The 13,973-nt window shown below is 44.6% G+C and carries 16 protein-coding genes; 11 read left to right on the top strand and 5 right to left on the bottom strand.

What is annotated here, in order from left to right; all coding sequences use genetic code 11:
- Position 1 precedes the first annotated feature (1 nt).
- Together DL796_RS07790 and DL796_RS07785 are read right to left on the bottom strand one after the other, a co-directional pair.
- The gene (locus DL796_RS07790) at positions 2-982 is read right to left on the bottom strand and encodes a KpsF/GutQ family sugar-phosphate isomerase (RefSeq protein WP_110201138.1); all 981 of its coding nucleotides are present in this window, start codon (positions 980-982) and stop codon (positions 2-4) included.
- A gap of 42 nt (positions 983-1,024) precedes the next feature.
- A complete protein-coding gene (locus DL796_RS07785) occupies positions 1,025-2,014 on the bottom strand; it encodes a calcium/sodium antiporter (protein WP_110201137.1) in 990 nt (329 codons plus the stop codon).
- Positions 2,015-2,420: 406 nt separating this feature from the next.
- Here DL796_RS07785 and DL796_RS07780 point away from each other — a divergent pair, with 406 nt between their 5' ends.
- Positions 2,421-2,666 carry a BolA family protein gene (locus DL796_RS07780; RefSeq protein ID WP_110201136.1) on the top strand — a complete coding sequence of 82 codons (246 nt, stop codon included), beginning with the start codon at positions 2,421-2,423 and terminating at the stop codon, positions 2,664-2,666.
- Between the two features lie 28 nt (positions 2,667-2,694).
- Positions 2,695-3,954, top strand: a complete 1,260-nt coding sequence (gene murA, locus DL796_RS07775; RefSeq protein ID WP_110201135.1) for a UDP-N-acetylglucosamine 1-carboxyvinyltransferase — start codon at positions 2,695-2,697, stop codon at positions 3,952-3,954.
- 104 nt (positions 3,955-4,058) lie between these two features.
- Here the strand turns inward: murA and DL796_RS07770 are convergent, their stop codons facing one another.
- Together DL796_RS07770 and DL796_RS07765 are read right to left on the bottom strand one after the other, a co-directional pair.
- Positions 4,059-5,252: a S1C family serine protease gene (locus tag DL796_RS07770; protein WP_110201134.1), complete on the bottom strand. Its 1,194-nt coding sequence runs from the start codon at positions 5,250-5,252 to the stop codon at positions 4,059-4,061.
- A gap of 106 nt (positions 5,253-5,358) precedes the next feature.
- Positions 5,359-6,090 (bottom strand): ZapG family protein, encoded by a 732-nt coding sequence (locus DL796_RS07765; RefSeq protein ID WP_110201133.1) that lies wholly within the window; start codon positions 6,088-6,090, stop codon positions 5,359-5,361.
- 135 nt (positions 6,091-6,225) lie between these two features.
- Here DL796_RS07765 and DL796_RS07760 point away from each other — a divergent pair, with 135 nt between their 5' ends.
- The 4 genes from DL796_RS07760 to zapE all read left to right on the top strand — a co-directional run bounded on the left by DL796_RS07760 (position 6,226) and on the right by zapE (position 9,354).
- Complete coding sequence (locus tag DL796_RS07760) at positions 6,226-6,924, top strand: DUF2238 domain-containing protein (protein WP_110201132.1); 699 nt, start codon at positions 6,226-6,228, stop codon at positions 6,922-6,924.
- A 187-nt stretch (positions 6,925-7,111) separates the two neighbouring features.
- Positions 7,112-7,465, top strand: coding sequence for a hypothetical protein (locus DL796_RS07755; protein ID WP_170114235.1), 354 nt, complete (start codon positions 7,112-7,114; stop codon positions 7,463-7,465).
- Between the two features lie 158 nt (positions 7,466-7,623).
- A complete protein-coding gene (locus DL796_RS07750) occupies positions 7,624-8,262 on the top strand; it encodes an alpha/beta hydrolase (RefSeq protein ID WP_196597976.1) in 639 nt (212 codons plus the stop codon).
- A gap of 3 nt (positions 8,263-8,265) precedes the next feature.
- Complete coding sequence (gene zapE / locus DL796_RS07745; RefSeq protein WP_196597975.1) at positions 8,266-9,354, top strand: cell division protein ZapE; 1,089 nt, start codon at positions 8,266-8,268, stop codon at positions 9,352-9,354.
- Between the two features lie 92 nt (positions 9,355-9,446).
- On the opposite strand, the gene DL796_RS07740 is transcribed toward zapE, so the two are convergent.
- A complete protein-coding gene (locus DL796_RS07740; RefSeq protein WP_110201130.1) occupies positions 9,447-9,788 on the bottom strand; it encodes an HU family DNA-binding protein in 342 nt (113 codons plus the stop codon).
- 344 nt (positions 9,789-10,132) lie between these two features.
- Between DL796_RS07740 and rplM the strand changes: the two genes are divergently transcribed.
- From rplM to DL796_RS07715, 5 genes are all read left to right on the top strand, one after another.
- Positions 10,133-10,561 (top strand): 50S ribosomal protein L13, encoded by a 429-nt coding sequence (rplM, locus tag DL796_RS07735; RefSeq protein WP_110201128.1) that lies wholly within the window; start codon positions 10,133-10,135, stop codon positions 10,559-10,561.
- Between the two features lie 14 nt (positions 10,562-10,575).
- Positions 10,576-10,965, top strand: coding sequence for a 30S ribosomal protein S9 (gene rpsI, locus DL796_RS07730; RefSeq protein WP_110201127.1), 390 nt, complete (start codon positions 10,576-10,578; stop codon positions 10,963-10,965).
- Positions 10,966-11,258: 293 nt separating this feature from the next.
- The gene (gene petA, locus DL796_RS07725) at positions 11,259-11,846 is read left to right on the top strand and encodes a ubiquinol-cytochrome c reductase iron-sulfur subunit (protein ID WP_110201126.1); all 588 of its coding nucleotides are present in this window, start codon (positions 11,259-11,261) and stop codon (positions 11,844-11,846) included.
- On the top strand, positions 11,846-13,057 hold the full coding sequence (locus DL796_RS07720) for a cytochrome b (protein WP_110201125.1): 1,212 nt from the start codon (positions 11,846-11,848) through the stop codon (positions 13,055-13,057). Before petA ends, DL796_RS07720 begins: the two co-directional genes overlap by 1 nt.
- Positions 13,054-13,941, top strand: coding sequence for a cytochrome c1 (locus DL796_RS07715; RefSeq protein ID WP_110201124.1), 888 nt, complete (start codon positions 13,054-13,056; stop codon positions 13,939-13,941). Before DL796_RS07720 ends, DL796_RS07715 begins: the two co-directional genes overlap by 4 nt.
- The last annotated feature ends 32 nt before the right edge of the window (positions 13,942-13,973 follow it).

The raw sequence follows: 13,973 nt of genomic DNA, 5'->3' as shown, positions 1-13,973 counted from the left end.
ATTAAACCACTCCTGCTTTTAATAAGTCATGCATGTGAACCGCACCTAAAGGTTTGTTCTTTTCATCGACAACGATTAGACAGGTGATGCTGTTTTGTTCCATTAGGCCAACGGCATCAACGGCTAAGGCATCGGCTGCAATCGTTTTACAGCCAGTGGTCATAACGTCTTCAATCGGCGTATCGACTTTAATGCCTTTTTCGAAAGCACGGCGCAAATCACCGTCGGTGAAAATACCGAGTAGGTATTTATCTTGGTTAAGTACGGCGGTCATACCAAGGCGCTTATCGGTCATCTCTAATAAAGCGTCTTTAACCGAGGTTTCTGGAGTTACCGCGGGGAAGTTCTCTGCGGTGTGCATTAGATCTTCGACTTGTAGCAACAGCTTTTTACCTAAGCTACCGCCTGGGTGCGATAAGGCAAAATCATCGGGCGTGAAGCCTTTGGCTTCTAGCAAGCTCACTGCGATGGCGTCGCCAAGAGCTAAAACAGCTGTGGTTGAGGCTGTAGGCGCTAAGTTATGTGGGCAAGCTTCTTGCTCAACTTTAACCGTGAGATGAATTTCACTGGCTTTGGCTAAGCTGGAATTAGGGTTGCTAGTGATACTAATTAACGGAATGGCGCGGCGCTTAATCACAGGGATAAGCGAGGTGACTTCATGGGTTTCGCCAGAGTTAGACAGCGCTATGACCACATCACGCTCTCCAATCATGCCCAGATCGCCGTGACTTGCTTCGGCTGGGTGTACAAAAAAGGCCGGAGTGCCTGTGCTCGCAAGTGTCGCCGCCATTTTGCCACCAATGTGGCCAGACTTGCCCATACCGATAACGACCACTTTACCTTGGCAATTCATTAGACGCTCACAAGCTGCGATAAAAGTATCGTTGAGCTGGTTTTTTAGCTGGTTAACCGCTTGGCTTTCTATCGTGATCACGCGCTCAGCGCTTTCAAGATAGCGTTGCTGAATAGAAGTGTGACTCAAATTAAGCTCCCTAACTCTTTGCTTATTATCAGTTTTTTGTGACTAAAGCACAAAGAACCGAACTATATAATACCCTAGGAAGACAGCAACTAAAATAGCGCCTTCGATGCGGTTGATTTTGCCGGGGCCTCTAAAACCGTAAGCCATTATGGCCATAGCGATGATAAGACCTAGCATTAGTGGGTAATCAATATGGAGAATATCTTTCTCAATCACCGGAGCTGCAATGGCGGCAGGGATACCCAGCACGCCGAGTAAGTTGAAAATATTCGAGCCGATGACGTTACCGATAGCAATTTCATGCTCATTTTTTAAGACGCTTGCCACCGAAGCTCCAAGCTCGGGTAAGCTAGTTCCTAGGGCAACAATAGTCAGGCCAATGACGGTTTCAGACACGCCAAATGCTAGCGCAATACCACTAGCTCCTTCGATTAACAGCTTAGAGCTACCGACCAGTAGGACTAGGCCAACGATAACCCAGAATATAGCTTTGCCGCTTGGCATCCCTTCAGGCAGCTCCTCAATCATTTCATCAACCATAGGGTCATGATTTTTACGCGACTGGATACCAACATGCACCAACCAGAAGAAATATAAGACGAGGCCTATCAGTAGGATGAAACCTTCGATATGGCTTAAACGCAGATCCCAGAAGAAGAAAAAGACAACTGCTGAGCTGATAAATAGAATCGGTATTTCTCGCTTTAATAAGCCGGAATTAATCATTAAGGGGCGAACTAAAGCGGTAATACCAAGAACTAGAGCAATGTTGGTGATGTTCGAACCTAGAGCGTTACCTATTGCAACTTCAGGGCCACATTCAGGCTTATCAGGCGCACAGGTCTTTAAGGAGTCCAGAATCGAGACGAAAATTTCAGGGGCCGATGAGCCTATGGCAACAATGGTGAGGCCGACGATTAATCGCGAAACACCAAAGTTTCGGGCAATCGCAGCGGCGCCGTCTGTAAAGCGATCTGCACTCCACATCAAGAGGGTGGTACCAATAATAATGTACGCAATATGTTCTAACATGAGGACCTTAAATGCTCTATTCTATTAACGATTATAGGGTTACTAAGCTGTTGAGTAACAGCGGCAAAGTGTAACGAAGCTTTGCTATTGAATTGCTCAGAAACTTTAATTTTGAGGGCGTCATTGTACAGGGGCGCATTAGGCTTGTCATGCTCTAGTTACAGTCGTAGCGAGCCCCTAAATCCCTATAATTCATAGTATTATTGAGCATGGCAAATGATGCAAGTGGCTACTGGTTTTGATAAATGTGGTTACTCCTAGTGTGTAATTCATGGATTTAAGGTAAAATCTGGGCACATTACAGTCACATTTGATAATTCTCAGGACAACTTCGGGCTTTAATTTGTCAAAGTCAGGGGCCATACTGTGGGTTAATCAGTCACAATCAGCAACTTTAAGAAGTCCAATGATAGAAGATATTAAGAAACTAATTGAGCAAGAAATCAATACCACTGAGCTACGCGTTGATGGCGATGGCAGTCACTTCCAGGTCATCGTGGTGAGCGAGCAATTCGAAGGACTGCGTGCAGTCAAAAAGCAACAGATGGTCTACGCCGCAGTGAACGAACACATTGCCAGCGGTGATATTCATGCTTTAACTATTAAAGCTTATACGCCGCAAGAGTGGGAAAAAGCCAAGCTTTTTGTCTAAGACTAGCACAATAATTTAAGGTTTACTGATGGATAAATTATTAATCAAAGACGCTGGTCCACTAGATGGTTCAGTAAAAATTTCAGGCGCGAAAAATGCAGCGCTTCCAATCTTGATGGGCAGCTTATTGGTTGATGGTGTGACTTCCATCGGAAACTTGCCACACTTGAATGACGTGACGACAACCTTGGAGTTGCTAGGACGACTTGGCGCGCAGCTGACAATTGACGATAAATTTAACGTCGATATTGATGCCTCGGATATCCATAGCCACGAAGCGCCGTACGACTTAGTTAAAACCATGCGTGCGTCAATTTTAGTGCTTGGGCCTTTAATTGCACGATATGGTCAGGCGGTGGTTTCTTTGCCGGGCGGCTGTGCCATCGGCGCACGTCCTGTGAACCTGCATATCGAAGGTATGCGTGAGATGGGCGCTGAAATTGAGGTTGAAGCGGGCTACGTCAAAGCTAAAGTTAATGGTCGCTTAAAAGGCGCTAAGATCTTCATGGACACCATCAGCGTTGGCGCAACCGAAAACTTAATCATGGCTGCGACTTTAGCCGATGGTGTTACAACCATTGAAAACGCAGCGCGTGAGCCAGAAGTTGTAGACTTGGTGAATTTCCTCAATGCCATGGGCGCGAAGATTAGCGGTGGTGGTACGTCAGTAATCACTATTGAAGGCGTCGAGAGGCTACACGGTGGTCAACACAATGTTCAGCCTGATCGCATCGAAACTGGCACTTATTTAGTAGCCGCCGCGATTACTCGTGGTCGTGTATTGTGTAAAAATACGGATCCTACCTTGTTAGACTCTGTATTGGCGAAGTTGGAAGAAGCTGGAGCTGAAATCAAAACTGGCGACGACTGGATTGAGCTAGACATGAAGGGCCAGCGTCCAAAAGCCGTCAACATCAAAACCGCTCCATACCCTGCATTTCCAACGGATATGCAGGCTCAGTTTTGTGCCTTGAACTCGGTGGCTGAAGGTACTGGGATTATCACGGAAACCATCTTCGAAAACCGCTTTATGCACGTTCTAGAAATGCAGCGCATGGGTGCTGAAATCGATATTGAAGGTAATACCGCGATTTGTCGTGGTGTCGAAAAACTGTCAGGTGCACAGGTAATGGCAACTGACCTTCGAGCCTCTGCAAGCCTAGTGCTTTCTGGTTTAGTCGCTGATGGTGAGACTTTAGTTGATCGGATTTACCATATTGACCGCGGCTATGAAACTATCGAAGAAAAGCTGCAAAACCTCGGTGCATCGATTAAACGAGTTGGCTAGTTTTGCTCTTATAAAACGGTTATAAATTAAAGGCGCTAACCTCAGGTTAAGCGCCTTTTTTAATGGTCAATGAAAACTTAGCGAGTTAGACACTTTTAACTAAGTCATTGAGAAGCCTGGCCTCTCTGTCCCAGTGTGATGGTTTGACTATGCTCAGTACCGTCACGCATATAATTAACCGTGACTTCTGCACCTGGTTCTAAGTTCCAGATTGCTGAAGTGAGGTCTACTGCGTTATAAATCGGTTTGTTATTCACTTCGGTGATGATATCAAGGGGCTTTAAACCAGCTTGCTCTGCTGGACCTTGAGCGGCGACTGCTGTGACCACAACGCCTTTACCAAAAGGTAACTGGTAAATGCGGTTTTGCAACTCTTGTCTTTGCTCGGCAGTGAGTCCTAACTCGTAACTAATGGAGTTTAGGTTTATGGTCATGTCACCACTTAAACCAAGCCAGCCGCGATGGACTTGGCCGTGTTTTTTTATTTGCTCAACAATGTGGCGAACGTTATTAGCCGATACGGCGTAGCTTTGATAGAGCTTTTCGCCTTGATTACTTAAAGTGCTGAGTGAGGTAATACCAATAAGCTCGCCGTTTGCATTAACTAAAGCGCCACCGGAATTACCTGGGCGTAGCGCCGCGTCCGTTTGGATATAGTGCGCAACGCGAGTAAAGAATTTCGCGCTTATGATGCCTTGAGTTACGGTTTGATGGAAGCCTAGGCTTGGGGTGCCAATCGCGAAGACCAGATCGCCCACTCGGCTTTGATCGTTTTCCGGAAGTGGCAGGAATTGTGGTGTTTCAGCATCTACTTTCAATAAAGCAATGTCCGATTCAATATCGCCACCAACAATATTAGCTTTTAGTTGCGCACCATTTTTTAATTCAACAATAACCGTGGCGGCCTTGTCCAAAACGTGCGCATTGGTAACGATATGGCCTTGTCCATCAATTATAACGCCCGAGCCGTCGGAGAGCACAGCGCAAGCGTTGGTATCTGGCGGTCTAGCTTCGAGCTCTGCGCAAGCGCCACTGTCGAGTGAAAACACTTTAGAGCGCACTTTAATGCTGACTACGGAGGGCGTAGTCTCGGCTAACATATCTGCATAACTGGCTTTTAAACCACTAGGTGCTTCTATACTAGCTTTTTGCGTGAGTTGTGGTTGATTTTCAGTCTGCTCGCTAGAGTTTTGTTGCTTGGAAAACTTTTCAGGCAAGAAAACGATAAATAGGGCTGCTATTCCCAAGCCTATTAAAAGGTATTTAATGATGAAGCCTATAGATTGCAGTAGTTTCATTGTTTATTCTATGCCTTAAGTGAGAGCGCTATCGATGGCGATTTCTTAATCTACAAGAGACGCTATCCCGCCAATAGAGGTGTTAAACCCTTACGCTTTTCTGTGCTTATTTTTTGTTATCTGACTCGCTTTCTTTGGGCTCATAGCCTGGTGCTGTCGGAGCTTCCGGTTCTTCACTTGCCAGATCGGCGAATTCAGACTGTGCGATATGGGGTTCGTTTGGATGATAGTTTTCATCAATATCATCCTCAGCCCAGTCTTTTGGTGGCGAGACTTCGATATCGAGGTCTGCTTGTGCCGTCTCTTTTACAACAGACTGGCTATTGTCCTTTGCAACTTCTTGCTCAGGATCGGAGTGTGAGTTCTCTTCTTTTATCGTTGTCTCTGTAGAATCATCAGTGTCACGGATAAAGCTTTCTTCTTCGTGGCTTGTGGTGGGGTCTTCGGCGGCGACTTTATCGGTGGTCAAATGCTCTTCAGAATCCAACACATTGGCGCCGTCTACGGCACTCGAAGACTCGCCAATATCGGAAGATAGGCCAGCAGCACCAACGGGTGCGGATAATTTAAGTTTAAAGTCTTTGTCGGATAATTTATTAGCGCCAGTGGCTAGGTGCTGATAGAGCGTTTTATATTCTTCAGTAAGGTTAGAGAAAAGTCGTGCAGTTTCATCAAAGTGTTCATTGACCCCCGATTTAAGCTCATTAAGCTCTTTGTCCTTTGATTCCAGCTCTTGGGTAAGTTCCTTTGAGCCAGTCGACAAGCCATGCCAGCGCCCCACGAAAAAGGCAACAACGGCAGCTAAAACAATAAGAATGATACTAAGAACGGCTGACATTCAAAATTTCCTTGTAAAGGTGTTAATGCATGCTGCATGTAAAAAGTGACTTGTAAAAAGTAAAGCACTTAATTGCAGGCGTTGATACTTTACGCTTATGATACACAAATTCTAAGATAAAGTACGAGTAGAATAATGACGCCTAACGCACGTTTTTTCACGATACTTGGAATTCTTTTTACTATTGTTTTTATTATATGCGCTATAAACCCCCACGATAGGGCGGACTGGGCGCTTGAGAATGTCCTGACAATACTCTTTATCGTAGCGCTTGTCTCGACTTACAAGTTCTTTCCTCTATCCAAAATTTCATACAGCTGTATTTTTATTTTCCTCTGCCTGCATGAAATAGGCTCTCATTATACCTACGCCAATGTGCCTTATAACGAGTGGACTAAAGCAGTGTTTGGCTCTGAGCTCAATAGTTGGTTTGGCTGGGAAAGGAATCACTTCGATCGATTAGTGCACTTTTTGTATGGTTTGCTGTTTGCCTATCCTATTCGTGAGGTTTTCATTCGAGTAGCTAACGTCAAAGGTTTTTGGGGCTACTTTTTACCGCTTGATTTAACCATGTCGAGCTCGATGCTTTTTGAGTTAATCGAGTGGGGCGCGGCTGAGTATTTTGGTGGTGATTTAGGGATAGCCTATTTAGGCACGCAAGGTGATGTTTGGGATGCGCATAAAGATATGGCGCTCGCTAGCATTGGCGCTTTGATCACCATGTTGGTGGTGGCAGCCATTAATGCCAAGTGGCAACGAGACTTTGCTCAAGAGTGGAACGAGTCACTAAGTGTAAAGCATAAACACCCTCTAGGTGAGAAAGATAAGATTTAAAATCAAGCTAACCGTTTGTTATTTAATAAAAAATTACGAATTCAATGTGTTTGCTGTGAGATTGATCACGAAAAAGCCGAATTCTATTAAAAAGTGTAAAAGGTGCCAAAATTTGGAGTCATTCGCTGGCTGTGGGTGCTTTTTTTTAATAGTCTGAAAGTCCACTTTAATTAACAAATAGGTGTTGATGATGAAAACACAACTAGCATTAACAACAATTTTCGCACTAGCATTTTCAGCAAGCGCAGCCGCGGTTGGTGTCAAAAGCCAAGTCGAGGTTGAGAAAAAGTTAGAGGTGCAAGAATCAACCAAACAAGCGATGGAAAAGTCTAAAGAGCAGCGTGAAGCTGCCAAGCAGCGCGCTGAAGAAGCTAAGGAAAGAGCTGAACGAGCAAAGCAACGTGCTGAAGAAGCAAAAGCTAAAGCGAAAATGAAATCAAAAAGTAAAGCGGAAATTTCTGAAGAAGAAATGGATGCACGCATTAAGGCTGACGTTAAAGCGGAGACTAATGCTGAAGTTGAGATGGAAGATGAGAAGTAATTAACGCTTTCATGGTGCTCTTTTGAAGAGCTTAGGGGTCCTTCGGGGCCCCTTTTTTATGGTTAACTCTTAGGAATCATTATGAGTATTTGGACTTGGTTCCATGCTAATGAAAAACATGCGAAAATAGCGCTACTAATCCTTAGCCATAGACTATTTTGAGCAAAGATAAATTTCTTATTGATGGAGCCGTTGGTGTCATTGAAGCGACCCTAGACGCTCCAGAGGCAGATGAACGTAATGCGATTGCAGTTTGTTGCCATCCTCATCCCGTGCATGGCGGTGCCATGACTAATAAAGTGATTTATACGGTGTCGCGAACTCTGGCGGCTTTAGGGATTCCTTCGGTGCGCTTTAATTTCAGAGGCGTTGGTGTTTCTGAAGGGGAGTATGATGAAGGGCGCGGTGAGCAGGATGACTTGATTAAAGTTATCGAGTGGGCGCGTCAAGAATACCCGAATCGACCTTTGTGGTTGGCCGGTTTTAGTTTCGGCTCTTGGATTGCGGCATTGCAAGCGAAACCCCAAAACGCTAAGCAGCTGATTTCTATTGCTCCACCGGTGAATCGCTTTAGCTTTGATGAGTTCGTTATCCCAGACTGCCCTTGGTTAACGGTAATGGGTGATGCCGATGAAGTGGTGGACCCCGATGCTGTGTTTAATTGGATTGATGAACTCGAGCCACAGCCTGAGCTCATAAAAATGGCTGGAGCTGGGCATTTCTTCCATGGTCGTTTAGTAGAGCTGAGAGAATCGCTTGAAGCCGCTCTTTCACCGAACTTACCGGAACTTATATAAATAATGACGCCGTTAGAGCACTATCATAAAGACCTTGAACAAGGTTTTACCAAAGATCCTGCGCAAGAAGAAGCGATTGAAGCTTTGCAAAAAGTGTATGACGATTTGATGCAGTCGCGCCCGCGTGACGGTTTTATGCAGAAGATTACTCGCTGGCTGTCCGGCGAAAGTCAGCCTGTTAAAGGGTTATACATGTGGGGCGGTGTTGGCCGTGGTAAAACCTACCTAATGGACACCTTTTTTAACGCTCTACCGATAAAAGCTAAAGTAAGGCTCCATTTCCACCGCTTTATGCATGAAGTTCATAATGAACTAAGAGCGCTTGCAGGTGAGAAAAACCCACTGGTTAAAATCGCAGATCAATTAGCTGATCGCGCTAAAATCATTTGCTTCGACGAATTTTTCGTCACCGATATTACCGATGCCATGATTTTAGGGGGCCTGTTTGAAGAGCTGTTTAAGCGTCATGTGGTTTTAGTGGCCACTTCAAATATTCCACCAGAGCGACTTTACTGGAATGGTCTACAGCGTGAACGATTCTTACCAGCGATTAAATTGATCGAGGAAAACTGCCAAATCCTAAACGTGGACGCTGGTATTGACTATCGCTTGCGTACGCTAGAGCAAGCTAATATCTATCATTACCCACTGGATCAGGCTGCTAACGACAATATGCAGCAGTATTTCAAGCAACTGTCAGCCACAGAAGGCCAAGACCACTGTAAGCTTAAAATAGAAGGGCGACTGATTGATGCAGTGAAACTATCGGATAGCTTGGTATGGTTTACTTTTGACGCTATTTGTAAAACAGAGCGTTCTGCTGCCGACTATATCGAGATTTCGCGTGGCTTCCACACCGTATTTGTCGGGCAAGTGCCGCAAATGGACGATTCGCTGAATGATGCAGCACGTCGCTTTATTGCGATGGTTGATGAGTTCTACGAGCGCCATGTGAACCTAATACTATCAGCCGAAGTACCGATGGAAGAGTTATATGTAGGGAAAGGGCTCGCTTTTGAATTTAAGCGAACTTTAAGTCGCTTACAGGAAATGCAAAGTACTGATTACTTGAGCTTAGAGCATTTAGCGTAAAGCATCGTACACGCCAAAGCCTAAATTACAGACATAATAAAACCGGCATATAGCCGGCTTGTATCATCTATTTGCTTATATGGATTCGGGAATTACTTTGCCATATCCTTTAGCTTTTTAAGAGGTCGTACTTTTACTGCTGTAGAAGCTGGTTTAGCTTTAAATGTCGTTTCTTCACCTGTAAATGGGTTAATGCCTTTACGTGCTTTGACCGCTGGTTTCTTTACCGTACTGATTTTTAATAGGCCTGGCAGTGTAAATTCACCAACTGAGCGCTTCTTAATATGACGCTCGATTACAATTCCTAGCTCGTCGATAACCGCCCCTACATCTTTTTTAGTCAGGCCTGTTTGTGCTGCGATTTCGTTTAAGATTTGGGTCTTGGTGAACTTCTCTTTGACTGCGGTAATCTTGCGAGTTTTATTATTTGCCATTTTTCCTTTGCCTCTTGGGTTGTTTGACTGTTAAAATAACGTCTTGTCTTGGCGAGCAATGCAAAATTGACTCTCCCAACGCAGTATTATTTATAGCGTTTACAGCCCCGTAAATAAAGTCTTTTTGAAAGGATTTGGTTGAAAATTCATAAATTTGCCCAAGACGAAACATAATTTTGGTAAATCCTTTGCCTGCCACTTGTAATATAGGGGCGGGTTCTGTATGATTTGCGCTCTTTTTTGTGGGACGCTGAGAGCTATTTTATATTAAGCCTCTCGTAATCGCTTATGACACTAGCGGCCCAAAAATGCGGGTGCAAATGGCTTTTTGGAGCTCAACGAATATGAAAACATTTAGTGCAAAGCCTGAATCTGTTAAACGCGACTGGTATGTCGTTGACGCAGAAGGTAAAACATTAGGTCGCTTGGCGACGGAAATTGCTCGCCGTTTAAAAGGCAAGCATAAAGCTGAATATACTCCTCACGTTGATACTGGCGATTACATCGTTGTTATCAATGCCGAGAAAGTTACTGTTACTGGTAACAAAGCGGAAGGGAAAATGTACTACCGTCACACTGGTTACCCTGGTGGTATCAAAGAGGCTAACTTCAGTAAACTTCAAGCTGAGAAGCCTGAAATGATTATTGAAAAAGCGGTTAAAGGTATGTTGCCTAAGAACCCTCTGGGTCGTGATATGTTCCGCAAATTGAAAGTTTACGCAGGCTCTGAGCATAATCACGCCGCTCAGCAACCTATTAAATTAGATATTTAAGGTAGAAGAGAATTATGGCTGAACAATATTACGGTACAGGTCGTCGTAAAAGCTCAACAGCTCGCGTATTCTTGCGTCCTGGTAGCGGTGAAATTACTGTAAACCAGAAGAGCTTAGACCAATACTTTGGTCGTGAGACTTCACGCATGGTAGTTCGTCAACCACTAGAGTTGACAGAGCTTCTAGAAAAATTCGATGTTTACGTTACTGTTTCTGGCGGTGGCGGTACTGGTCAAGCGGGTGCAATCCGCCACGGTATCACTCGTGCCTTAATGGAATATGACGAAGAACTTCGTACGCCACTACGTCAAGCGGGTTATGTTACTCGTGATGCACGTGCAGTTGAGCGTAAGAAAGTTGGTCTTCATAAAGCACGTAAACGTCCTCAGTTCTCTAAGCGTTAATCGTAACCTTAGTTACAGAACTATCGGATTACAAAACACCTGCCTTACGGCGGGTGTTTTTGTATCTGCTACTCACATATCTGATCCAGATCAGTTATCAGTATATTCCAATGTCACTTTGTGGTCAGACCACTTTGTAATGGGGTTGCTTTTCCTATAAGATATGCCACCAGTAATCTGCCACTTGTACCGTATGCTATATTTACGCGGTAGCGAGCAGCTTGTTTATCATTATGATTTTATCCCATTTGTTGCTTTGACAGGTGGGTTTTCTTCGTGGGGAGACTATTCGAATGAGTAATCAGGGCGTTAACAAAGGACGCAGGAATCTCCTGATCGGGGCTACTTCAGCAGTAGGCGCGGTTGGTGTGATTGGTGCGGCTGTACCTTTTGTACGTTCCTGGGCACCGAGTGCGAAAGCACAGTCAGCCGGTGCGCCAGTGGAGCAAGAATATAGCAAATTAGAAGTCGGACAACAGATCACTGTTGAATGGCGTGGTAAGCCTGTATGGATTATTCGCCGTGATAAGAAAATGCTAAACAGCATTTCTAAGAGTGAAGAAATCGTTGCCGATCCAAATTCTGAGGCCGATCAACAGCCTGAATATTGCAAAAATGAGTATCGTTCAATCGATCCTGAGTTTTTTGTCGCTGTGGGTATCTGTACTCACCTTGGTTGCTCTCCGAAGTTGTTTGCGGAGCCAGGCTCGCTAGAAAATGAATGGCTTGGTGGTTTCTACTGCCCATGTCACGGTTCTAAGTTTGACTTAGCTGGCCGCGTTTACGCCGGTGTACCAGCTAACGCTAATTTAGAAATCCCACCTTATACACTCGACACAACGAACAAAGTTATCGTTGTGGGCGAAGATGGAGGTGCCTAATGTTTAAGAGTTTTATGACATGGTTGGACGCACGCTTCCCTGCGACAAAGGTTTGGAACGAGCATCTAGCTGAATACTACGCACCAAAAAACTTCAACTTTTGGTATTTCTTCGGTTCATTAGCACTCTTAGTTCTAGTTAACCAACTATTAACCGGTATCTGGTTAACCATGTTCTATAGCCCTAGCGATCCATTCGCTTCGGTTGAGTACATCATGCGTGATGTCGACATGGGCTGGATTATCCGTTATCTACACTCGACCGGTGCTTCTGCCTTCTTCGTAGTCGTATACTTGCACATGTTCCGCGGTATTCTCTACGGTTCATACAAGAAACCACGAGAGCTAGTGTGGATTTTCGGTATGATCATTTTCGTATTGTTAATGGCTGAAGCTTTCATGGGCTACCTATTACCATGGGGTCAGATGTCGTTCTGGGGTGCGCAGGTAATTATCAACCTGTTTGGTACTATCCCGGTGGTTGGCCCAGATTTGGTTGAGTGGATCCGTGGTGACTTTACCTTGTCATTGGCGAGTTTGAACCGCTTCTTTGCGTTACACGTGGTAGCAGTACCTTTAGCTCTAGTGGCTATGGTCTTCTTACACATTGTGGCATTACACAAAGTAGGTTCTAACAACCCTGACGGTGTCGAGATTAAAGACAAGAAAGATGAAAACGGTATCCCACTAGACGGTATTCCTTTCCACCCGTATTACACGGTGAAAGATATTGTGGGCGTGGTTGTTTTCTTGATGATCTTCTTGAGCATTGTATTCTTCGCTCCAGACTTTGGCGGCTACTTCTTAGAGAAGCCAAACTTTGAGCCTGCGAACCCATTAAAAACTCCGCCACACATTGCCCCAGTTTGGTATTTCACACCATTCTATACAATGTTACGTGCGGTACCGCATCCATTCCTAGGTTTCCTAGTGATGGCATTAGCGATTGTTATCTTGTTCTTACTTCCTTGGCTTGATCGCCAGAAAGTGAAGTCGATTCGCTATCGTGGCCGCTCGTTCAAAATTTTATTAGCGCTGTTTGTAGTATCGTTTGTTATCTTAGGCTACTTAGGCGTGGTTCCGGTAACTCCTGCAAAAGCATTATTGGGTCGAATCTGTACGGCTTACTACTTCTTCTTCTTTATTGCTTTGTGGTTCTTACCTAAGTTCGAGAAAACAAAGCCAGTACCAGAGAGGGTAACAGACAAATGAAAAAGTTAATTTCAGCTATTTTATTCCTGCTACCCGTAACAGCTTTCGCTGCGGGTGGTGAAGTAACCTATCCAAACGATAAGGTTAACGTTAACTATGGTGATAAGGCGTCGTTGCAAAACGGTGCCAAGCTCTTCGTTAACTATTGCCAAGGCTGCCACTCAATGGAGTATGTGCGTTACTCTCGAGTTGCTCAGGATTTGGATCTTTCAGAAGAGGAAGCTCAGCTGTTAATCCTTGGTGAAGGCAAATTAGGCGATACTATGGATAAATCCATGGATCCTGACCTGGCTAAGAAGTGGTTTGGTGTAAACCCACTAGATCTGTCTATGGTTGCTCGTGTTCGCGGTAACGATTGGGTTTATAACTACCTTAGAGCTTTCTACATCGACAAGTCACGTCCGTTCGATGTGAACAACACTGTTTTCCCTGGTGTTGGTATGCCACACATTCTCGCTGACCTACAAGGTTTGCAAATGAAGAGCGACGAGCTTCTGGCAGTGGAAGAGATCATTTCAAGTGGTAAAGCCCGTATCGACGAGCTTAAAGCTACAGTGAAAGATAAAGAAGCGTCGGCTGGAGCGGTTGAAAAAGCGCAAGAAGCTATCGCTAAGCTTGAAAATGAAATTCATGAAGCGGAGCAAGAAATCGCCGAAATTTCACGTCAAGGCAAAATGTTTACAATTGTAGAAGAAGGCAGCATGACTCCAGAAGAGTATGATCATGCGGTTCGTGATCTGGTTGCTTTCATGGCGTATACCGCAAACCCTGTAAAACTAAAGAGTAAAGAAATTGGCCTTTGGTCGCTATTATTCTTGTTGATTTTATTGGTGTTAGCTTACTTCTTGAAGAAAGAGTTCTGGAAAGACATCAAGAAGAAATAAGTCGGTTTTGTGGGTCTCTCAACCTAGAGACC

It is taken from the genome of Kangiella spongicola (assembly GCF_003194565.2).
GTDB lineage: Bacteria > Pseudomonadota > Gammaproteobacteria > Enterobacterales > Kangiellaceae > Kangiella > Kangiella spongicola.
Note: the sequence above shows the minus strand (reverse complement) of the source record. Positions and strands in the feature narration are given on the sequence as shown.